This is a genomic window from Marinococcus sp. LNHM3E3-2.2, from assembly GCF_056034385.1.
The window spans coordinates 140,067-160,912 of record NZ_JBQLIC010000006.1 but is presented as its reverse complement, the minus strand read 5'-3'; the positions used below and the strand labels follow the sequence as shown (position 1 = coordinate 160,912).

Annotated in this window: 20 protein-coding genes; 15 read left to right on the top strand and 5 right to left on the bottom strand. The window is 45.5% G+C overall.

All coding sequences use genetic code 11. The features are described from left to right. Positions 1-25 precede the first annotated feature (25 nt). Together ACTRXF_RS10310 and ACTRXF_RS10305 are read left to right on the top strand one after the other, a co-directional pair. Entirely contained in the window at positions 26-319 is a 294-nt protein-coding gene (locus ACTRXF_RS10310) for a hypothetical protein (protein ID WP_474279047.1), read from the top strand. A 286-nt stretch (positions 320-605) separates the two neighbouring features. Further along, positions 606-2,123 (top strand): hypothetical protein, encoded by a 1,518-nt coding sequence (locus ACTRXF_RS10305; RefSeq protein WP_474279045.1) that lies wholly within the window; start codon positions 606-608, stop codon positions 2,121-2,123. A gap of 294 nt (positions 2,124-2,417) precedes the next feature. Here the strand turns inward: ACTRXF_RS10305 and ACTRXF_RS10300 are convergent, their stop codons facing one another. The 3 genes from ACTRXF_RS10300 to ACTRXF_RS10290 form a co-directional block, all read right to left on the bottom strand. Further along, positions 2,418-2,828: a hypothetical protein gene (locus tag ACTRXF_RS10300; RefSeq protein ID WP_474279043.1), complete on the bottom strand. Its 411-nt coding sequence runs from the start codon at positions 2,826-2,828 to the stop codon at positions 2,418-2,420. 1,262 nt (positions 2,829-4,090) lie between these two features. Continuing rightward, positions 4,091-5,086 (bottom strand): NAD(P)-dependent alcohol dehydrogenase, encoded by a 996-nt coding sequence (locus tag ACTRXF_RS10295; RefSeq protein ID WP_474279041.1) that lies wholly within the window; start codon positions 5,084-5,086, stop codon positions 4,091-4,093. Positions 5,087-5,174: 88 nt separating this feature from the next. Then, entirely contained in the window at positions 5,175-6,767 is a 1,593-nt protein-coding gene (locus ACTRXF_RS10290) for a phytoene desaturase family protein (RefSeq protein ID WP_474279039.1), read from the bottom strand. Between the two features lie 187 nt (positions 6,768-6,954). On the opposite strand from ACTRXF_RS10290, the gene ACTRXF_RS10285 reads away from it, so the two are divergent. From ACTRXF_RS10285 to ACTRXF_RS10265, 5 genes are all read left to right on the top strand, one after another. Continuing rightward, positions 6,955-7,395 (top strand): MarR family winged helix-turn-helix transcriptional regulator, encoded by a 441-nt coding sequence (locus ACTRXF_RS10285; protein ID WP_474262216.1) that lies wholly within the window; start codon positions 6,955-6,957, stop codon positions 7,393-7,395. A 1-nt stretch (position 7,396) separates the two neighbouring features. Beyond that, complete coding sequence (locus ACTRXF_RS10280; RefSeq protein ID WP_474279037.1) at positions 7,397-7,813, top strand: organic hydroperoxide resistance protein; 417 nt, start codon at positions 7,397-7,399, stop codon at positions 7,811-7,813. A gap of 168 nt (positions 7,814-7,981) precedes the next feature. Then, the gene (locus ACTRXF_RS10275; protein WP_474279035.1) at positions 7,982-8,368 is read left to right on the top strand and encodes an RrF2 family transcriptional regulator; all 387 of its coding nucleotides are present in this window, start codon (positions 7,982-7,984) and stop codon (positions 8,366-8,368) included. 67 nt (positions 8,369-8,435) lie between these two features. After that, the gene (locus ACTRXF_RS10270; RefSeq protein ID WP_474262213.1) at positions 8,436-9,338 is read left to right on the top strand and encodes an NAD(P)/FAD-dependent oxidoreductase; all 903 of its coding nucleotides are present in this window, start codon (positions 8,436-8,438) and stop codon (positions 9,336-9,338) included. Positions 9,339-9,424: 86 nt separating this feature from the next. Then, positions 9,425-10,294 carry a PhzF family phenazine biosynthesis protein gene (locus ACTRXF_RS10265; RefSeq protein ID WP_474262212.1) on the top strand — a complete coding sequence of 290 codons (870 nt, stop codon included), beginning with the start codon at positions 9,425-9,427 and terminating at the stop codon, positions 10,292-10,294. Between the two features lie 4 nt (positions 10,295-10,298). Here ACTRXF_RS10265 and ACTRXF_RS10260 read toward each other — a convergent pair whose 3' ends face one another. Next, positions 10,299-10,874 carry a DUF4256 domain-containing protein gene (locus ACTRXF_RS10260; protein ID WP_474262211.1) on the bottom strand — a complete coding sequence of 192 codons (576 nt, stop codon included), beginning with the start codon at positions 10,872-10,874 and terminating at the stop codon, positions 10,299-10,301. A 134-nt stretch (positions 10,875-11,008) separates the two neighbouring features. Here ACTRXF_RS10260 and ACTRXF_RS10255 point away from each other — a divergent pair, with 134 nt between their 5' ends. Both ACTRXF_RS10255 and ACTRXF_RS10250 read left to right on the top strand, forming a co-directional pair. Next, positions 11,009-11,767 (top strand): SDR family NAD(P)-dependent oxidoreductase, encoded by a 759-nt coding sequence (locus tag ACTRXF_RS10255; RefSeq protein WP_474262210.1) that lies wholly within the window; start codon positions 11,009-11,011, stop codon positions 11,765-11,767. A gap of 111 nt (positions 11,768-11,878) precedes the next feature. Next, positions 11,879-12,595: a class I SAM-dependent methyltransferase gene (locus tag ACTRXF_RS10250; protein ID WP_474262209.1), complete on the top strand. Its 717-nt coding sequence runs from the start codon at positions 11,879-11,881 to the stop codon at positions 12,593-12,595. Here the strand turns inward: ACTRXF_RS10250 and ACTRXF_RS10245 are convergent. Continuing rightward, positions 12,592-13,359: a helix-turn-helix domain-containing protein gene (locus tag ACTRXF_RS10245; protein ID WP_474262208.1), complete on the bottom strand. Its 768-nt coding sequence runs from the start codon at positions 13,357-13,359 to the stop codon at positions 12,592-12,594. The two genes, ACTRXF_RS10250 and ACTRXF_RS10245, sit on opposite strands and share 4 nt — an antisense overlap. Before the next feature lie 118 nt (positions 13,360-13,477). Between ACTRXF_RS10245 and ACTRXF_RS10240 the strand changes: the two genes are divergently transcribed. The 6 genes from ACTRXF_RS10240 to ACTRXF_RS10215 all read left to right on the top strand — a co-directional run bounded on the left by ACTRXF_RS10240 (position 13,478) and on the right by ACTRXF_RS10215 (position 20,828). After that, on the top strand, positions 13,478-15,400 hold the full coding sequence (locus ACTRXF_RS10240; RefSeq protein ID WP_474262207.1) for a right-handed parallel beta-helix repeat-containing protein: 1,923 nt from the start codon (positions 13,478-13,480) through the stop codon (positions 15,398-15,400). A gap of 143 nt (positions 15,401-15,543) precedes the next feature. Next, a complete protein-coding gene (hisD, locus tag ACTRXF_RS10235; protein ID WP_474262206.1) occupies positions 15,544-16,824 on the top strand; it encodes a histidinol dehydrogenase in 1,281 nt (426 codons plus the stop codon). 103 nt (positions 16,825-16,927) lie between these two features. Beyond that, a complete protein-coding gene (locus ACTRXF_RS10230; protein WP_474262205.1) occupies positions 16,928-17,932 on the top strand; it encodes a LacI family DNA-binding transcriptional regulator in 1,005 nt (334 codons plus the stop codon). 35 nt (positions 17,933-17,967) lie between these two features. Next, the gene (locus ACTRXF_RS10225) at positions 17,968-18,810 is read left to right on the top strand and encodes an SDR family NAD(P)-dependent oxidoreductase (RefSeq protein ID WP_474262204.1); all 843 of its coding nucleotides are present in this window, start codon (positions 17,968-17,970) and stop codon (positions 18,808-18,810) included. 49 nt (positions 18,811-18,859) lie between these two features. Next, on the top strand, positions 18,860-19,465 hold the full coding sequence (locus tag ACTRXF_RS10220; protein WP_474262203.1) for a cupin domain-containing protein: 606 nt from the start codon (positions 18,860-18,862) through the stop codon (positions 19,463-19,465). A gap of 79 nt (positions 19,466-19,544) precedes the next feature. Further along, positions 19,545-20,828 (top strand): ester cyclase, encoded by a 1,284-nt coding sequence (locus tag ACTRXF_RS10215; RefSeq protein ID WP_474262202.1) that lies wholly within the window; start codon positions 19,545-19,547, stop codon positions 20,826-20,828. Positions 20,829-20,846 lie beyond the last annotated feature (18 nt).

Below are 20,846 nucleotides of genomic sequence, written 5' to 3'. Positions count from 1 at the left end.
TCTCTCTCTGAAGGATCTGATACTTATGAATTCACCCATAATGTCTATTGCGGTTTGGAATATTCTCCTAGTTGGGACGCTCGTGTACCTTTCTCTTACCTTGCCGATGGAGTGGTTCACCCCATTCACGCAGGAGGGTTCTTTTTCTCTCTACCAGAGCATCTCCGGGATCTTCCTTGTGATGTTTCTTCTCGTCCTGTCGGGTTTGGCTGCGACACTCCTGTCCTTGAAGCTGAAGAAGCTTCATCTGGTTATTCTATCTCTTCTCCTGTACTTATCCATGGCCATTGAAACGGTACTCTTCGCTTTTGTTTTTTAAAGGCCGACTATTAACCTTCAAGAGGATAGAGAAGATATCACTCACTTCTTATTTAAACTCTTAAATCAAGTTATTTTTTATAATGTTACCGAACAAGAAGAATCCGAAAAAATGTTTCAAGGACTGCCATCAAGCGCTATAGAGCAAATAGAACAAAGAAGCGAGCAGCGAAAAAATAAAAAATACAACTAATTTTTACATTAGTAAAGAGTAAGTTTGAATTTAAATATTTTGAAAACATGAAAAAACCTGTACTTATTCCAATTAAACGAAAGGCGGGTTTCTGATGGGACAAAAAATGATAGCTACTAAAACTTCTAGAGGTTATCCAAAAAAAGACGTAGAAACTTTAATTGAAGAATTAAAAGTCATCCCTCCTCTACAAGCTATAAAATTTTTGAATACCAAATCATTTCAAATTTACAATCAATACACAAATGATGAAGATACAGATTTTATTTTTGCTCAGCAAACCATACTTAACGCTTTAAAATGGATATTAGTTTATAGTGATTTTAACAATGAAGAATCTTATGAATTTAATGCTGCTGAATTTGAAAACTTAATGTTAGATCTTAATGAATACTTAGAACCGACGATTAAAGATAAAGAAGATCTGATGGCTTACGTATTTAGTAATCTTATGTTTAATAATAGCCCTCAATTTCATAATGATTTGGCACGAAATAAAGAAATTTATACTAAAATAGCTGCTGATTTAGACATTTTTGACGGTGGGAACGTCATCGATATCAATGAAGATTTTCAAACGGAATATAATATAAGTATAGATGAATATTTTATGATTTTATTCATCATATTTAGCGTAGCTTATAGTTCCAAAGATGAAAGTGTTTTTCCAGTAATTAATGTCGAGGAAAAATTTAAAGATATTTCCTATAAAGAGAAGTGCAGGGATACTATAGAAGAACTTTCAATTAGTATCGATGAGGCTAAAGGTTGGGCTGCACAAAATTTAAATGACCAATGGAATTATAGTCAACTTAAAAGTTATCCTATTTTGAAAATTGATGAAAATAATTTTCTTCCAATGAATTATTTATTCTTAGAAAAGCAGTATCTTGAAGGTATTTACCATAAATTAAGAAATATATATAAAGATAATGGAGCAAAAAGTACAGATTTTAACGCAGCATTCGGCCGCCCGTTTGAAATATATTGTATGAATTTAGTTGAACATTCAAAAGAAAATTCAGAGACTGATTTTGAATTTTTTGATGAATTTTGTTACGGGCGAGAGCATAAAAAAAGTTCAGATGTAATGTTGAAAAAAGATAATAAATTAATAATTTTTGAAATAAAAAGCTCTTTTGTAAGGTTTGCATCAGAAGTACAAAGCAGTAAAACTAATATAAAACGAGACCTTAATGATTTAATCATTGAGCCTCTAAAAAAAATGAATAAAAAAATTCCAGAAATCCAAAAAGAGAAGCATGAATCTATGGAAGGTGTTACTGAAATTCATTTGGTTTTAGTTACACAAGGATTTTTACCGACTCTGGACTATTATGAAGATTATGTAGAACAAGAAGTGATTTCTTCTCTAGCAAAAGAAGTAAGAACTTATCACCATTTTGATATTGAAGAACTAGAAATGTTTAGTGGTTTAGTAGAAAAAAGCGAGCCGATTTTTTCATTGTTAACTAATAGAAAAGATAGTTTTAAAAATTATTTATTCAATCAAGGTTATACTGAATTGAGACCTGTATATTTAGAAGAACGTTTTCAACAATCTATTGAGCAATGGAAAAAAATTTGTTTCCCAAATAATTACCAAAGATAAAGGTATTTTTTAAAAGAAATTGAATCTGTCTACCTTTAATCCTTCATATTCGGCATAGTTGCGTCGACGAAGCAGATACCGTTCGGTCGTCCGGATGGAGGTGTGTCTCAACAGGTCTCTAACGGAGGCTAGATCCGCCCAGTGCTCCAACATGTAATGCGTGGTATAGTGGCCGCATGTGTGCGGAGTGATCGAGTCCTGGCGGTGCTGCACAAACGGAAATGGCGCCTGAGCCGTACCTTTGCTGAACCTGTCGTCCAGGTAATTCACATGGTAGTGGCCCCCCGGTCGTTTTTAAAAAAACGCCGTATCGTCGGTATACGCGGTAGTCTCGCAGTTGCGCTCAGCCCGAAAGGTTTTGAGGATCTCCAATACATCGGGAAATAGGTAGATCGGCCGTGGCTTGCCTCCTTTACCGCGCACCTGCAGGAAAAACGCTTGCTCGGGCGAGTGCCACTCCAGGTCCCGCGACTTAGCGTTGGCCAGTTCTTCAATCCGCATGCCGGTGCTCGGCAGCATGGCTAACAGGAGATATAAAAAAGAGCCCCTGTCGCGAAAGTAACTTAAAAGCTGAGTGACTTCGTGTTCATGCAGGTAGCGGTCCACGAGCTCCTCGGTCGGCTGGGCGACTGGCGCGAGCTTGGTCGTCAAATCGGTGGCTACCATGCCTTCCTGATACAGGAAGCGCAGAAACTGCTTGGCCACGATGCTGTGCCGGACGAGCGTAGAGGCTTTATAGCCGTTGGTACGTTCTAAGTGGGGCTGATAGGCGTACACGCGCTGGGGGGATTGTCTGTAGGGCGCCGTAGTCTTGCACGTAACGTACAAATGGCCGCAGGTTTTCCAGATACTTGCGCTTGGTGCGGTCGCTACGCTGCTTCCGGAGCGTGGTATCGGTATGCAGATAAATGTACAGTAACAGCTCGTCCGGAGTGGTACACCACTCCACGTTCTCAAAACCATGCATAGAGATATCGGTGTATAAGTCTTCCTGGAGAAAGGAGTGTTTTCCTTCAAGGAAAGCGGCTGGTGATCGTTATGTAAAATGAGATCCTGGTTGCCGTGTATTTTTAACGCATTTGAAAATTTCACGTATCGTATAAAAATTATAAATAAAAATCTAATTTTAAGCAAAGATGCCATGAACGATCATTCGTTTGGTTAGTCAGCTTTCTCTCCTCGATTTTACCAAAACCCTAAGGAAATACAACATATCCTAGATTCTTAGTTGATCATTCAATTTCGATTACTCCCCCGAGGATGCGTCCCGGTCAAAATTAGCCATGGGTCCCGGTTTGGGAAATTAATCGTAGCTTGTACGCGGTGGGGAGCAGACGGCAGGTAAAGCGGAATTCGAATAAAAGAGTGTTGAACTTATGTGTGCTGTTTCATGAAAAGCTGCAGGCTGATCCGCATGTAAAAGAGTAAAACAATCTAATGTTTTCGAAAGTTCGAAAAGGTCTACCTCTTCTCCAAAGAACATACCTAACCCGGGTGGTTGTAAGATCCGCTGTAACAACATTCCGAATCTTAAATCCGTTATCTTTTAGAATATCGGGCAAAGAGCCTGCCAACGGCTATGTTTGAAGATCTAGTGACTGATAGAAAAGATAGAAGTCACCGCGAAGTTCAATAAAAATTTTAATTAATTCAAACTCTTGAACCAATCACAGGCGTTAAAACAATCCCACATCAAAAGCAAAGATCTTATAGAAACACTCATTGCCGACATTAGTTTTAAATAAAGACATTGATAGAGAAAAATCGGTTAAAAATCGTGCAAAATTAAAAAATTGTTGAAAACTGCCTCCAGTGACTTATTTGGAGGCAGTTTAAAAGTTTGCTATAAAGATGTGATCGCTTGTTATTCGTTTGGAGGTTTAGGCTATATTGAAAATTATTTAAGCTTTTTAGAGGAAACCATTAAATTATATAAAAAGAAGCTGCATAGACTCATTTTATGAAACTCAATAGCCTTGATCTGTAGACTGTTCCGGCATTATGACCACGACATTCCCTTTTTTATGCTGTTGATCAACATACCTGTGTGCCTCTGGCATTTGTTCCAATGGATAGCGTCTATCTATGACTGGTTTAATTGTTCCAGCCCGAAAAAGTTCTTTGAGATGAAATAAATCTTCTTTTTTATAACCTGCTAATTCAAATAAAACTTTTTTGTCTGATGTCACTGAAGTCCACAGCCCTCTGATCATCCCTGGAAGACTTGGATTACCTAAAATATAACGTCCATTTTCGCTCAATGACTTTACGGTTCGTGCATACGGACATTTCCCAACCACGTCTATAATAACATCGTAATTCTTACCGCTTTTAGTGAAATCTTCTTGAGTGTAATCAATAACATTATCCGCGCCAATGGAACGGAGCATATCTAATTTCTTCGTGCTGTCGATACAAGTTACTTCAGCTCCAGCTGATTTGGCCATTTGTAATGCTAAAGTGCCTATACTTCCAGCAGCTCCAACGATAAGAACCTTTTGGCCTTGCTGGATATTTGCTTTTCTAATGAAATGTAATGCATTTAGGCCGCCAGTGGGGAGGACAGCAGCTTCTTCATAGCTCATATTGTCTGGTTTAATCACTATCGCATATTTGCTCGGTAAACAAACGTACTCGGCATAAGCACCAAACCTTAGCTGGGTAGAACCGAAAACCAAGTCTCCCTTTTTAAATTCAGTAACCTCTTTACCCACAGATTCAATTTCCCCGGATAGCTCTTGTCCCAATATATTAATTCTTGGTTTAAATATGCCGAAATAAATTCTCATGGGGAGCCAAAACAAGATTGGCATTTTAAATTTGCGCAGTTCACAGTCCCCGGCTGTTACCGTAGTTGCATGTACTTTAATCAGTACTTCATCGTTTTTGGGAGTAGGTTTTTCTACCTCCTTGAGCTGAAGAACTTCTGCTGAACCGTATTTTGTCGCTACAATAGCTTTCATATAAATCTCCTCCCTGGAGTGGATAAACTCTTGCAGGTTTTCCAAATGAACTATTAAAGCAATGAAATGATAGTCAATAGCGGTCCAATCATAAAGGCGAAAATTTAAAAAAGGATCTGCTTTTTAGCTTTTTCCCCAACAAATACCCGGAACCTGCGTTTAATCCTCCGCCGGGCCACGTGGAGGCTCCGATCATATAGAAACGGCTGATCGGTGTTTGATAACGGGAGTAGCCCACCATAGGGCGGAAAAGAAAATGCTGAAACAGCTGATGGCTGCCGGCCATATGGTCACCCTCGACAAGATTAGGATCCTCCTTCGGCAGATCCTCTGGTGAAAAGACGTGCCGGCCTTCAATAGTGTCCTTCACATCAGGTGCATATTCCGCCAGTTTATCAATGATCCGGTCGGCATATTGCTCTTTGATGGAGGACCAGGGCCCCGGGTCGATTTCATTTAGTGCATCATACTTTGGATGAGCTGGCAGAGAACGAACCATGATCCATACCGTTGCCTTTCCTTCCGGTGCTCTGCTCGCATCGACGGCACTGGGCTGGCCAACAATCAGCAGGGGGCTGTCCGGAAGAACGTCATTCAGTGCCTGGGTATGGGTACGGGCCAGATCCTCCACGTACGGTCCCACATGCACATAAGCAGATTGGGCAATGTCTTCGCCGGCTGCCCATCGAAGCGGTTCATTCAGCGCCAGGTGAATGACCATCGTTTTTGGACCGTATTGATAATTTTTTGCTTTAGAAACAAAGGATGCTGGAAGATGTTTGGCATCGACCAGATGATCGGCTATTTGGGTCGGGGTAGCGGTGCCAATCACGTCTCCGGCTTCTATATACGTCCCGTCGGCCAGGATCACACCTCTGGCTTCACCGTCCTCGACGCGCACTTCATTCACCCAGGTATTGGTTTGCAGCTTGCCACCTCTCGCTTCGAGCATTGTTACCATTGCCTGAATCATCGTTTGAATTCCGCCGCGTGCAAATGGAATTCCCTCCCGGTAATGTCCAATGGCTTCTATTAAAGGAAAAGCGGCTCCACCGCTGATATCAGGTGCATAATCCATCTGATAGCCCCACGGAACGACCAGCGACTTAACTTTATCGTTTTCAAACCAGGAGTCGACAAACTGCCGCGGGGACTTGGCAAGCTGACTTGAAACCCTCAGGGCGGTTTTTATTTTTAAGTCCAGAAGCGCCCTGAACACGACAAGCCCGGCTCGGAGAGAAGGGAGCTCCCGCTGCATCAGTTTGTACAAATAAGGAGCTACCTGATCGTATAGGGCATCAAATTCTTTCCAGGCCTCCGCATCAGCGGGGGAATGGCTGGAGAGACTCTGGTGCGTTTTCTCTGACTCTGTATCAATTGCGAGTCCGTCTCCGTCCGGAAAAACACTTGCATACGGGTGGGAGCTGTGTACCGGGGTAAACCCGTTCGCGGCAAGCTCCTGCTCATTTTCCATATAAAATCGGGACTTTAAAAACAAGCTGAGGTTCATGGAAAATAAATCATGAATAAAGCCGGGAGCAGCTACTTCGCCGGATTTAGCCGCTCCTCCGGGCCGGGGTTCCTTCTCGAGGACGAGTACCTGCTTTCCCTGCTTGGCGAGTTGAATGGCGGCGGCGAGGCCGTTGTGTCCGGCGCCGATGACAACTATGTCATATTTCATATTTTCCTCCTATATGATTTCGTTTTTCTATACGGTCAATTGTATGCTGAACTCCTATTCTTTTCCCGAAAATCCGGAGGGGTAAGAGCCCGATTGCCCGAATGATATAAGCACATTGTTTGTGCTTCAGTATAATATTGTGTACTATTTGATTGTGCACAATTAAATGTAAAGGATGGCCATCCGCATGAATGATTCACCATTATCGCTTGATCATCAGCTGTGCTTTGCTGTTTATGCCTGTTCCAAGGAAATATCAAAAATGTATCGCGAGGAGCTGGAGCCGCTCGGGCTCACCTTCTCACAGTATTTGATGATGCTTGTCCTGTGGGAGGAGGATCATCAGTCCGTAAAAGCTATTGGCGAGAAGCTGTACCTTGATTCCGGGACGCTGACCCCAATGGTCAAACGAATAGAGGGCGCCGGCCTGGTAGCAAGGGAGCGCTCTCTGGAGGATGAACGAATCGTGCTTGTTCATCTCACCGGGAAGGGAAGAGAATTAAAACGCGACGCAGCGTGTCTGCCTGCGCGCCTCGGCACCCGGCTGGGGATTGATGAGGAAGGTGCGAAGCAGCTGCTTCGTCAGCTGCACCAAATTACGGAACATATTCAAAAAGGAGAGAATTAACATGCAGCCAATTTATACAACTACCGCTACCGCTGTCGGAGGACGCGACGGCCGTGTCACTTCAGAGGACGGTAATTTAAACCTGGACGTTCGTACACCGAAAGAGCTCGGGGGGAGCGGCGAGCCGGGCACAAACCCTGAGCAGCTTTTCGCTGCCGGCTATGCGGCGTGCTTTGAAAGCGCCCTGAACATGGTCGCCCGTCAGAAAAAAATCAAGCCGGACCATACGGAAATCACTGCTAATGTCTCCATTGGCAAAGAGGACGAAGGCGGGTTCGGTCTGGCCGTGCAGCTGTCGGTTCATGTGGAAGGCGTTTCGGAAGAGCAGGCAAAAGAACTCGCCGAAGGCGCTCACGAAAACTGCCCGTACTCAAAAGCGACACGTGGTAACATTGAAGTGGATGTAACAGTAGCTTAACCTGTTATAAGAATCAAAGGGGGCAGGCCCCCGAAAGTTTAAGGACTGATGCCGGAGATCATTCTCTGTCATCAGTCTTTTTATTTGGATTAGCATTTAAGCTTGCGAATTAAACCATACAAGTATATAATAGATTTATAATATCTTTAATTGGAAGTGAAAAGCGGTATGAAATTTTCAAAAGCCACGGATTATGCGCTGCATGCGCTGGTGTATATGATTCATCGTGACGGGGATACGGTGAAAATTCCGGTACAGGATCTGGCTGTAGCGCTGAATGTCTCTACGACGTACCTATCCAAAGTGTTAACGCGTATCGTGAAGGCAAATTACATTACTTCCACGAGCGGTGCCAAGGGCGGCTACCGGCTGCAGCAGAACTGGGAAAACGTGAGCGTGTACGATATTGTAGTTGCGATCGACGGCGTGCAGACGCTGTTTGAGGACAGCTTTGATCACGGAAATGAATGCAGAATCCAGGCAGCCATGATGGAAGCGCAGGACAATTTAATCAGCACGTTAAAAAACAAAAAGCTGAAGGATTTGACGGTGTAGCAAATCCTTTTACTTTATTATAATTATGGATAATAAGAATCTTTAATATACAGGAAGGAGTTTTAAAATGATTTATGATGTGATTATTATTGGTGGAGGCCCGGCGGGATTGAGTGCGGCCCTGTATTTTGGAAGGGGTTTAAAGCAGGCGCTGATTATTGATGAGGATAAGCCGAGAAACATTGTAACGCATGAAACGCATTCCTATTTAACACAGGACAGAGTGACCCCGCAGACGTTCCGGAAGCGGGCCAGAGAAGACGCGCTGAAGTACGAGGGAAATACGCTGTTAAAGGATAGAGTGATTACAATACAACAGCATAATGACGGCTTTATCGTCCAAACGCCTACGGAGCAGTTTCAATCAAAGCAGGTGCTGATCGCCTCCGGCTTAATCGAACAGCTGCCGGCCATTAAAAATATCGAAAGCTATTACGGGCAAAGCGTCTTTTACTGCCCGTGGTGTGACGGCTGGGAAATGAGAAACAAAAAGCTTGCCGTTATCAATCCGTATGAATCGGTCATGCATATGGTTACACTTCTCTCCAACTGGACAGACAAACTCGAAGTATTCACTGATGACAATGACAGCCTGACAGAGGAAAACAAAAAGGTGCTCAAGGATAAAAATATTCCTTATCATTTGGGGAAAATCGCCGAAATGTCTGGAGAGAAGGGGCAGCTGCAGACGATCAGAATGGCCAACGGGAAAACGGTGGACGTGGAGGGTGCTTTTACGTACGTGCACTGGAACACCAATTATGAATTTTTAAGCGGTCTGGACGTGGAACGGGATGAAAACGATCGGTTTGTGGTCGGTCAATTCGGAGAAACCTCCGTTAAAGGGCTGTATGTGGCTGGAGAATCCAAGGACAACTTTGGCAGCCAGCTGATAGCGGCAGCGGCGAATGGCGGAGAGGTGGCAAGGTTTATGATGATGATGCAAATTCAACAGGAGTTTAATAAGTAAGCATAAAAGTCCGGAAAGAAACAGCAGTTTTAAATATGTACTAAATGCTATAATAAGCCTGAAAGCTAACGAAATGAGGGAGAAAAGTGAGCTATCAGGTTGTACACACCACAGTGTTTTCTTTAGAAAATGGAGGAGGCAACCCGTGCCCGGTCGTATTAAACGCGGATCACCTCTCCACAGAGACAATGCAGCAGATGACGAAAGAGTTTAAGCATGAGTCAGCCTTCGTCATATCTTCAACCCGTCCGGACTGCGATCTTAAGCTTCGTTTTTTTGTTCCCTCCCATGAGATGGAAATGTGCATACATGCAACCATAGGGAGCATTACGGTTTTAGCTAACAAAGGAGCCGTTAGCCATTCCCCGGTCGTTGTGGAAACGATGCTTGGCCCTGTGAATGTAGAATGGACAAAGCGTGATTCGAAGCTGAAGATAAGTGTCGAACAGTTCCCGCCCGAGTTTCTGAACACCGTGCCGTCGAAAGAAGAAATAGGCAGGGCACTAAATATTGGCTCAGAGGAATTGGCGGAATGGCCGGTTCAATCCGTTTCCACGTCTCGTTATAAATTAATTATCCCTTTAAAAAGTGTAGATACGCTGAACTCGATTCATCCTGATTTTGAATATCTTTGGGATTTATGTGACGAATTCAACACGACCGGCTTTTATCCTTTCGCTATTTCACAACAAAAAGAAAAATACGTGCAGGCGCGCCAGTTCCCCCGAAGAGCCGGCTATCCGGAAGATCCGGCCACCGGGGTAGCTGCGTCGGCCTTAGGTGCCTATTTAACGGCCCATAAAATGTTGCCCCCAGTAAAAGAAGGATGGAATACCTTACGCATTATTCAGGGAGTCGCTATGGGAAAACCGAGCATGATTGAATCCGAAACGTTTGTAAGCAGCAATCAAATTATAAATACCCGGATCAAAGGGAGTGCCGAAGAAGAGCAGTAGTATTTTATACTTTCAATATACACCGAAAGCCTCTCGCGGCGTAGTACGCTTCGGCTCCGTTATGGTATATGAACGTGCGACCGTACCGGTGGTCACCAAACAAAGCGCCGCCCCGTTTTCTTATGTCCGCAGGTGTCTGAATCCAGCTTGATGTTTTCGTATCAACTTTTTCCAGCTTCTGCAGGGTGCGGTACTGCTCTTCGGTTAAAAGCTCAACACCCATAGCCTGAGCCATGTCGACAGCGCTTGTTTCAGGCTTATATTTCTTTCTTGCTTTTAGTGCTTCGCGGTCATAGCAGAAACTCCGGCGACCCTTAGGGCTTTCTGGCGAGCAGTCACAGAATAAATATTTGTTTTCTTCACGGTCATAGCCAATCACATCCGGTTCTCCGCCGGTTGCTTCCATTTCGTTCAATGACCACAGTTTTTCGTCGTCAGCCTCCAGCTTTTCCAAAACAGAAGTCCATGCTAATTCTTCATGGCGGTGCATATGCTGCCCGAAACGGTCTTCGAGTATGGCCAGTATGTCTTTCTTCTGTTTTGATGCAAGGTGCTGAGATGAATTATTTCTCGCGTCCATATGAATCCCTCCTTAAGACTTTAAAGATTTGTCTAAAGTATACCATTTAAAGGGGCCTTGATTACCTGCTCTCCATAATGGGTATTTGTACGAGAGAAAACGGATGAGTCTGAATCATTGAAGGAGGAAATAGATTGGCACGTTTACAAAACAAAGTTGCGATTGTGACCGGGGCAGCCGGTGGGATTGGCCTCGGCACTGCCAAACTGTTTGCAGAAGAGGGAGCGAAGGTGATAGCAGCCGACGTTCAGCTCGACCTGCTGCAGGAGGAAGTAAAGAAAATACAGGACGAAGGGGCAGACATCACCGCCTTTGAACTGGATACCACTTCAGAGGAAAATTGGAAAAAAGCGGTCCAACAGGCGGTGGACGCCTACGGTCAGGTGGATATCCTGGTAAACAACGCAGGTATCCATTATCCGAGCAAGATTCTGGATACTTCTCTTGAAGAATGGAATAAAGTCATGAACGTGGATTCGACAGGCTACTTTCTCGGTATGCGCGAGGTTATTCCGGAAATGCAGAAGGCCGGGCAGGGAGCGATTATCAATATAGCCTCGATGGCTGCACTGACCGGATCCGGAGCGGCCGGCGGCAACGGTACAGCCTACAGCGCAGCAAAAGGAGCGGTCCGTTCGATGACGACGCACGTGGCCGCGCACTTTGCTGAAGAAAACATCCGGGCAAACAGCATTCATCCCGGGCCGATCAGAACACCTATCATGGGAGAGCGGCAGAAAACCATTTCGCAGGATAACCAAGATGTCGTGCCTCTTCCGCCTCACCACGGGGAAGCGGTAGATATTGCCTATGCCGCCCTGTACTATGCTTCCGATGAATCCCGGTTTGTCACCGGGGACGAGATGGTTGTTGACGGAGGATCATTAGCTTAACAGGATGTAAAATAACGGTTAAAAAATAGATTATTTTTCCAGTAAGGATTACCCTGGTAGCAGAACATATGCTAACGTGAGGGTAATCTTTTTTATTTGAGGTGAGCAGAGTTGAGCAGAGAAGAGAAGAAGACGAAGCTTGATTTGGATCGTATTGTTTTTATCGGGCGCACATTTGACGAATACCTGGATATGTTTGCCCTCTCAAAAGCAGGAATCCAGGGAAAACGCATTCTTGATTGCCCGGCCGGGGCCTGTTCGTTTACGGCTATTGGAAACAGTCTGGGGGCAGAAGTGACAGCCTGTGATATTGCGTACGATCACCGGGGCGAAGACCTGAAACAAAAAGGGCTGCAGGATATTGAGCACGCGGCGGCACACATAACGAAGGCCGAAGATAATTACAAATGGGCGTACATTCGTAGTGTTGAAGATTTAAAAAGCAGACGCAAACAGGCGCTGCACGACTGTGCGGAAGATATGTATCATTCAGGCGGCCGGTATGTGCCAGCGGAACTTCCGGTGCTTCCCTTTAAGGATAGTGCCTTCGATATGGTTTTATCCGCCCATTTCCTGTTTATGTACGCCGACCGTCTGAGCTATGACTTTCATATCGCCACGCTTACAGAATTGCTGAGAGTGGCAAAAGAGGAAGTGCGTATTTTTCCGCTGGTGGATCTGAAGGGCGACCGGTACGAACACCTGGATGAAGTGATTGAATATTTAACAACGGAGGGCCATAGGGTGGAAGAGGTTTCCGTTTCGTATGAATTTCAAAGAAAAGCGAATTCGTTTCTCCGAATCACGAAATCCTCCGCCGGTAATTAAGCCTGTTGGGACGAAAGCTCCCGAAACCTGCGGGGGGAATCGCGTACAAATGCCTGGAAATTCCGGTTGAAGGAGCGGAGGCTGCTGTAGCCGCAGTCTGCAGCAATTTCCCCGATCGGCTTCTGGCTGCTTTTCAGTAAATAACAGGCACGCGAGATCCGGTAATAGTTTAAGTATTCGGTAAAGGTCATGCCTGCCATGTGAACAAACAGCTTGGACAGGTAGGGATAGTCATACTGCAAATGTTCAGCCACCGCTTTTAACGTACATTCGGCGGCGTAATTATTATCCACATACAGAAGCATTTGATGAAGTATTTTTGTTTTCGCGGAATACTGTACGGGCTTGAAATCGGTATTTTCCTCTAATGTACTGCATATGCCGTACAAAAAGCTTTTTTGCCTGTAGACGGAGCCCCGGGACGGTAGCTGCGCGTCCGGTGAAAGAGAGAACGTATTATTGACGGGAATGAGGCCTTTATAATCCATAAAGAAACGGCCAATCAATTCAGGGGAAAAAATGATGATGGTGATAGCGGAATGCCCGACCGTTGTAAATTCATGCATCTGATTATTAAAAATAAAAACCGCTTCGTTTTGCTGCAGAAGATACTCCTTCTGGTCAATGGTGACCCGCACCTGTCCTTCATGCACGATGATCAGTTCATAGGCACGGTGAAAGTGAAGCGGGAAGCTGAAATTAGTCAAGGTAACACTCTGAAATGATTCCTGCTCTTCGACTCCATGAGGCTCAAAAAAGACCACAGCCGGTTCCCCCCTTTCATAAACACTAATATTGTCTTATATTATACTATTTTTTGAATAGAAGCATAAGAAGCTTCCTGCCTATAATAAAAATAGATTGATAAAAGGGGGAAGCTTTATGGCAGTTGAATATCATGTAGCAAAAAACGGCTCTGACAGCAGTAATGGTACACGGGAAAACCCATTTTTAACAATTAATAAAGCGGCTTCGACAGCCGCTGCAGGCGATACCGTAGTAGTGCATGAAGGTGAATACAGAGAATGGGTGAAGCCGAAAAATGGAGGCCGGAGCGAGGATCGAAGAATTACATATACCGCTGCTCCCGGAGAAAAAGCAGTGATTAAAGGTTCGGAACAAATTGACTACTGGGAACAGGTGGAAGGAACGGTCTGGAAGGCAGTTATTCCAAACACGTTATTTGGCGACTACAATCCGTTTACGGAAAAAATATTCGGGGACTGGATCGTACACAACCCAGGCAGGCATCTGGGAGATGTATATTTAAACGGAATGTCCTTTTACGAAGCTGAAACCTTCGACGAAGTGATGAATCCGGAAAAGCAGACCGAGGTTCTGGACCACTGGACAAAAACGATTGTTCCTGTCCATCGGCCGGAGCAGACCACGTATCGCTGGTATGCGGAAGCAGACAGCAGCCATACGACGATTTTCGCCAATTTCCAGGGAACTGATCCGAATAAAGAGCTGGTGGAAATAAACGTGCGGAAGGCCTGCTTTTATCCGGAAGAGACAGGGCTCAACTATATTACGGTGCAGGGGTTTGAAATGGCACAGGCAGCAACGCCGTGGACCCCTCCGACAGCGGATCAGCCGGGGTTGATCGGACCGAACTGGAGCAAAGGATGGATTATTGAAAACAACGTGATTCACGATTCCAAATGCAGCGCGATCAGTATTGGAAAGGAAGCATCGACCGGCGATAACTACCGGACGATAAGAAAAGACAAGCCAGGCTACCAGTACCAGCTGGAATCTGTATTTCTTGCCCGTCAGATTGGGTGGAGCAAGGAGCGTATCGGCTCTCACATTATCCGGAATAACACCATTTACGATTGCGGCCAGAACGGGGTGGTCGGTCATCTGGGCTGCGTGTTCAGCGAAATCTATCATAACCACATTTATAACATCGCATTAAAGCGGGAATTTTTCGGTCACGAAATTGCCGGAATTAAACTGCACGCAGCAATTGATGTTCAGATTCACAGCAACCGCATCCATGACTGCTCGCTTGGGGTATGGCTCGACTGGCAGACCCAGGGAACAAGGGTAAGCAAAAATCTATTTTACAGGAACAGCCGCGATCTTTTTGTAGAAGTGAGCAGCGGGCCGTACGTGGTGGACCATAATATTTTAACAGCAGACTATGCCCTGGATAATCATGCGCAGGGAGGAGCTTACGTTAACAATCTGATTGCGGGCAGGATGGTTCATCGTAAAATGCTGGACCGGGCAACGCCGTATCATGTGCCTCACAGCACGGAGGTAGCAGGCTTTGCGGCCACCTACGGCGGGGACGACCGTTTTTACAATAACATGTTTGTCGGAAAACCGGACCTGGATAATGTAGGAACCTCCCATTTTAACGGATATACGGCATCGCTTGAGGAGTACATCGAAGCTGTTGACCAGGTAGGCGGCGACCATGAAGCGTTCCACAGTATCGAGCAGCCGGTCTATATTAATCATAACGCCTACTTTAACGGGGCGGTTCCGTTTGAAGGAGAAAATGAGGCATTCACCAAAGAATCCTTTGACCCCCAGCTTACGATCATCGAAAAAGAGGACGGTGTATATCTTTCCTGTGAGCTGCCTGATGAATTTGAGCAAATGCGCGGTGAGATAAAGCATACGGGCAACCTGGAGCGGGCACGTATCGTGGATGCAGATTTTGAAAATCCGGATGGAAGCAGGCTGCGGATAGACACCGACTTTTTCGGAGAACAAAAAGACGGCGCAGACGTCCCGGGTCCGATCGGTCAGCTGCAGTCCGGCAAAAATGAAATAAAAGTGTGGGGTTAATTTTTAATCGTACGGTACCTGTTCTTGATAAACAGGTGCCGTATTTTTTATGAAAGAGCAGCCGGATTATTTAATAAAGCGTTTACAAAATAGGTGGTTTAGTTTATATTGAATACGTATTCAAAAATAAAGGAGGATGCTTGATGCCCACTTATTTGAAAAGAGGTAAAAGCGATCAGGAAAAGCAGGAGGCGGACACGGAGGTTCAGCAGGCGGTGCAAGGGATCATTCATGACGTAGAAAAGCGGGGAGATGAAGCGGTCCGGGAGCTCTCCGAAAAATTCGACAAATGGTCACCGGAAGCGTTCCGTCTATCGCCGGAAACCATTCAGCAGGTAATCGATGAGCTCCCCCAGCAGGTAATTGACGATATTAGCTTTGCGCAGGCACAAATTCAAAATTTCGCAAGGCATCAGCGGGAGTCGATTCAGGATATTGAAGTGGAAACACGTCCCGGCGTTATTTTAGGGCATAAAAACATCCCGGTGAACAGCGTAGGCTGCTATATTCCAGGAGGACGCTATCCGATGGTTGCTTCTTCCCATATGAGTATTGTGACAGCGAAGGTGGCCGGAGTCGAAAGGGTAATCGCCTGCACGCCACCGAGTAATGGTGAGATACCGGCAGCTACAGTAGCAGCTATGCATATGGCTGGAGCCGATGAAATCTATCTGCTGGGAGGAGTCCAGGCAATGACCGCCATGGCTGTCGGAACGGAAACGATTCAGCCGGTGGATATGATCGTCGGTCCGGGAAACGCTTTTGTGGCGGAAGCAAAGCGGCAGCTGTACGGCAGAGTGGGCATTGATTTATTTGCAGGCCCGACCGAAACGCTTGTCATTGCTGATGAAACAGCCGATGTGGAAATGGTGGCCACTGATATTCTCGGCCAGGCAGAGCACGGCCCAACGTCTCCGGGCGCTCTTATTACCACGTCCCAATCGCTTGCCGAGTCGTTGGAGGAGGAGATTGCCCGTCAGTTAAAAACACTCCCGACAGCGGAAGTCGCAGAGCAGGCGTGGCAGGACAATGGTTCAATTATCGTAGTAGAAGATGTGGAGGAAGCGGTTCAGGAGGCAGATAAGCTTGCCTATGAACACGTAGAGGTTCTCACGAGCAATCCGGATTATTTTCTGGAAAACATGACAAACTACGGTGCACTCTTTCTCGGGCCTGAAACGAATGTAGCGTACGGGGACAAGGTAATTGGAACCAACCACACACTTCCGACCAAGCAGGCGGCAAAATATACGGGCGGTTTATGGGTAGGCAAGTTTTTGAAAAACTGCACGTATCAGCGTGTGACGAAGGAAGCCAGCGTAGAAATAGGCAGATATGCCGAACGACTGTGCGAGCTTGAAGGCTTCAAAGGCCATAAAGCCCAGGCTTCATTACGTGTCCAAAGATACAGCGCCACCGATTGAACGCGGCACGAAAATTGAAGTATATGGATAAATGTGCTAATTTAAAATTAGTTGAATACGCATTCAACTAATTTCGGGAACATGAAAAGGTGATTGGTAAGTAATGAAGTTAACTGTGACGTCCAACGATGTAGCCAAAAAAGCAGGCGTGTCCCAGGCAACGGTTTCAAGAGTAATTAACAACTATCCTTATATCAAGGAAGCCACACGGCAGAAGGTGTTAAGTGCGATAGACGAAATGGGCTTTACGCCGGATGAAGTCGCGAGAAGTTTAAACAAACGAAAAACCGGAACGATTGGTTTAATTGTCGGGGACATAGCGAATACCTTTTTTGCGGAAACCGCGAAAATTATTATAACCGAAGCCAGAAAAAAAGGCTACGACGTCATATTAACAGATACCAATCACAGCAGTGACAATTTAAAAACAGCGATAGATACGCTGATCGGAAAGCGTGTGGAAGGGATCATTGTCGGATCCGTGGAAAGATATGAAGAAGAAATCAACCGGCTTTACAGCTCGGATACCCCTGTCGTTTTGTATAATACAAAAACGTATTCAGAAAAGGGTCATTCCTTTGTACTCGACAACGTTAAGGGTGCTCACATGGCGATGGAGCATTTGATTGGCAAAGGCCATAAGCGAATAGGGTTTGCGACGCTGTTAACAAAGTATTCGACGCTTTATGAAAGAAGTATTGGCTATGAAAACAAGCTTGAAGAACATAGCATTCCCTATGATCCAGCGCTCGTTTACGTTGGGGATTTGGAACACACAGCGATTTCGGATTATATAAAAGAAATAATGAAGGGCCCGGACCCGGCAACAGCTGTATTTGCTGCTTCAGACCAGATGGCGCTGGCCATTATGGAGAGCTGTAAAACGATGAATCTGAATGTGCCTGGTGATCTGGCAGTTATTGGCTTTGACAATATCAACCTTGCGGCTAATCCACTGATAAATTTAACGACCATTTCCCAGCAGCATGAACGTATGTCGCTTTTGGCAGTGGAAAAATTAATTAATTTACTGGCATCCGGGGAAAAGCAGGAAGCCTATACGGACGAGGTTATTGAGCCAATTTTAATTGAGCGGAGCACCACATAAATAATAAAAAAACAAAGAAAGCGTTTACAAATAAAATGCTGCCTGTTATTGTATACGTATTCATAAAATTTTTAACCGTTTTTGAATACGTATACAAAAAAGGAGGAAAAGCCATCAGCTCTAATCTATTCTCTTTAGAAGGGAAAACGGTCGTCGTTACTGGTGCTAATAAAGGCATAGGCAGGGAAATAGCGGTTATGCTGGCCGAGGCCGGCGCCGGCGTGGCTCTGGTAGCCCGGGATGAACAGGCTTTACAGGAAACAGCCCGTATCATTCAGGAGAAAGGCTGGACGGCTGAGTCATTTCCGTTTGATTTAACCGACACCGAACACCTGGACGAATTATTCGAAAGTATTTACAAATGGTTTGGCCGGATCGATGTGCTCCTGAACAATGCCGGCACGAATATCCCGGCGCCGGCAGAAGAGGTAACGGAGGAGCAATGGGACCGAATCCACGACATTAATTTAAAAAGCGTCTTTTTTGCCTGTCAGGCTGCTGGAAAATGGATGCGTGAAGCGAGGCGCGGAAAGATTATTAATATGTCCTCCCAGATGGCTTTTGTAGGGTATTACAACCGCACAGCCTACAGCTCAAGCAAGGGAGGAATTACGCAGTTGACCAAATCACTGGCAATTGAGTGGTCTTCTTACGGCATCAATGTTAATGCTGTAGCTCCGACCTTTATTGAAACACCAATGACAGAAAAAATGTTTGAGGATACAGAATTTAAAGAGGAAGTGCTTGCAAGAATTCCGCTTGGCAGACTGGCCCGGCCTGAAGACTTATTCGGAGCAGTGGCATTTCTCAGCTCGGCTTCCTCCGATATGGTTACCGGCCAGACGATCGTCGTCGATGGCGGCTGGACCGTCTGGTGAGAGCTTCTGATAATACACAACAAAACAATCGTCTTAGGAGGACTAGTACATGAATGAAAACTCGACAAAAAGCATTAATGAACAAATGAAGGAACGGATTGTACGATTTAAGGACATGAAATCGCAGGGCATCCCGCTGATGTTTATCGACAGCATCATCCCGGGGCACAACCGGATTAATTACGCAGTGATCGGGGACACAGCAAGCGAAAATCCTGAATACAACCCGATTATTACTGAGCCGCATGGCTTCCAGATTGGAATGGTCAAGGCTCCGCCCGGAAACGGCCCGGCTTTTCATACGCATGATTATATTGAATCGTTCATGCCGCTGAGTGGAAAATGGCGCTTTTATTGGGGAGAAGGTCCGGACGAGATTGAAGGTGAAGCTATTTTGGAAGCATGGGATTTGATCACACTGCCGAAAGGGCTGTACCGCGGTCTGGAAAATGTGAGCGATGAGGACGCGTGGCTGTTTGCGGTGCTCGAGCAGCATGAAGTGTTTGAAGGAAAGGATCCTTACTGGGCGCCTGACGTGATGAAACAAGCAGCCCAATACGGGTTCAATGCGGACGAAAAAGGCAAAATGGTGCCGCCGGAGGATTTTAAGGAAAGAGAAAAAGAAATGGCAGAAAAATTGAAAATGGGAGAGTGAAAAAATATATAATAGAAGAATTACGTAGACGAGAGTCTATAGGCAAGTGGGACACAACCAATGCTCAGGAGGGTATTTTATGGAAAACAAGAATGCAGCCAAAACAGGTAAGAAACAGGAAGAGGCACTGACAGCCGGAAAAGGAGAACCGGCCCAGGAAGTGACAAAAAGCCCGAAGGCAGAAACAAAAGGCGGAAAGGACACCGTTCATAAGCATCTAGTACATTACGCTGACGGCAGTGAAGTAAACGCGATGGATGCCCGGGATGATGAGGATTATCTGCGTATCCCGGAGCATGAAATCAAAAAGCAATCGATGAAGGGCTACGGCAATTACCACAATATCGTGGATTATATTGTACGGATTACCCGTCAGATCTGGAAGGAAAAGGACATCGGACTTATTTATGATACGTACAGTCATGGCGTGCAGATCCACCGCGGACTCATTAACAGCCACGGTGTTAACGAAGTAATCTCGGGGACGCTGCAAACCCTGCAGGCTTTTCCAGACCGTACAGGCCTCGGGTGGAGCATTGTATGGTCCGGCAATGATGAAGAAGGCTTTTTCACTTCCCACCGCGGCAGGTCTGTAGCGACTAATATTGGTGACACCCTTTATGGTCCTGCAACAGGGAAAAGAGTCGTTTTCCGGACAACCGCCGACTGCCTGATTCATGAAAACAAAATATATGAAGAATGGCTCGTGATGGATACGCACCACCTCGTGCAGCAGCTCGGCTATGATCCGTTGGAAATAGCTAAGCGTACCGCGAAGCAGACAAAGCAGCTGGCTCCTAACCTGCAGTTCAGCCTGTCCCAGTCGGCAGAGGAAGGGCTTCCGCCAAAAGAGTATATCCCGCAGCACGAAGAATTTGAAATTGGTGATTTTATACTCGAAATGTTCAACAAAGTGTGGGAGCGCCGGTCGTTTAATTATGTAAAGAATTTTTACGAAAGCAATGCCGTGATTCATTACGTATGCAATAAAGACATGGTCGGACATAGTGAAATCCAGGGCATGTTCATTAACCTGTTTGCCTCTGTACCGAATGCCAAGGTGCTGCTTGATCGTGTGACGTGCAACAAAAAAGGCTCGGATGACGATTGGGATGTAGCTGTGCGCTGGAGAATTCAAGGTGTACATGGCGGTATTGGCTATTTCGGTTCACCAAGCGGAAAAGCGGTGGAAATCAACGGGATGAATCATTTCAAAGTCCGCAACAAAAAGATTCAGGAGGAATGGATGCTGTTTGACGGCATGGAAGTGCTGCGCCAGATCTATGCTCAAATGGACGAAGATAACGAGGGCGGCGACAACCAGTTTTCCTCTGAGGACGGTAACTTTACCGGTGTTTCATAACAATCATTGGAGGGAGGT

What these genes read in the sequence shown, in the direction of transcription:
- ACTRXF_RS10310 (WP_474279047.1), top strand. Translation starts at nt 26, where the DNA reads ATGAATTCACCCATAATGTCTATTGCGGTTTGGAATATTCTCCTAGTT.
- ACTRXF_RS10305 (WP_474279045.1), top strand. Translation starts at nt 606, where the DNA reads ATGGGACAAAAAATGATAGCTACTAAAACTTCTAGAGGTTATCCAAAA.
- ACTRXF_RS10295 (WP_474279041.1), bottom strand. Translation starts at nt 5,086, where the DNA reads ATGAAAGCTATTGTAGCGACAAAATACGGTTCAGCAGAAGTTCTTCAG.
- ACTRXF_RS10290 (WP_474279039.1), bottom strand. Translation starts at nt 6,767, where the DNA reads ATGAAATATGACATAGTTGTCATCGGCGCCGGACACAACGGCCTCGCC.
- ACTRXF_RS10285 (WP_474262216.1), top strand. Translation starts at nt 6,955, where the DNA reads ATGAATGATTCACCATTATCGCTTGATCATCAGCTGTGCTTTGCTGTT.
- ACTRXF_RS10280 (WP_474279037.1), top strand. Translation starts at nt 7,397, where the DNA reads ATGCAGCCAATTTATACAACTACCGCTACCGCTGTCGGAGGACGCGAC.
- ACTRXF_RS10275 (WP_474279035.1), top strand. Translation starts at nt 7,982, where the DNA reads ATGAAATTTTCAAAAGCCACGGATTATGCGCTGCATGCGCTGGTGTAT.
- ACTRXF_RS10270 (WP_474262213.1), top strand. Translation starts at nt 8,436, where the DNA reads ATGATTTATGATGTGATTATTATTGGTGGAGGCCCGGCGGGATTGAGT.
- ACTRXF_RS10260 (WP_474262211.1), bottom strand. Translation starts at nt 10,874, where the DNA reads ATGGACGCGAGAAATAATTCATCTCAGCACCTTGCATCAAAACAGAAG.
- ACTRXF_RS10240 (WP_474262207.1), top strand. Translation starts at nt 13,478, where the DNA reads ATGGCAGTTGAATATCATGTAGCAAAAAACGGCTCTGACAGCAGTAAT.
- hisD (WP_474262206.1), top strand. Translation starts at nt 15,544, where the DNA reads ATGCCCACTTATTTGAAAAGAGGTAAAAGCGATCAGGAAAAGCAGGAG.
- ACTRXF_RS10230 (WP_474262205.1), top strand. Translation starts at nt 16,928, where the DNA reads ATGAAGTTAACTGTGACGTCCAACGATGTAGCCAAAAAAGCAGGCGTG.
- ACTRXF_RS10225 (WP_474262204.1), top strand. Translation starts at nt 17,968, where the DNA reads ATGCTGCCTGTTATTGTATACGTATTCATAAAATTTTTAACCGTTTTT.
- ACTRXF_RS10220 (WP_474262203.1), top strand. Translation starts at nt 18,860, where the DNA reads ATGAATGAAAACTCGACAAAAAGCATTAATGAACAAATGAAGGAACGG.
- ACTRXF_RS10215 (WP_474262202.1), top strand. Translation starts at nt 19,545, where the DNA reads ATGGAAAACAAGAATGCAGCCAAAACAGGTAAGAAACAGGAAGAGGCA.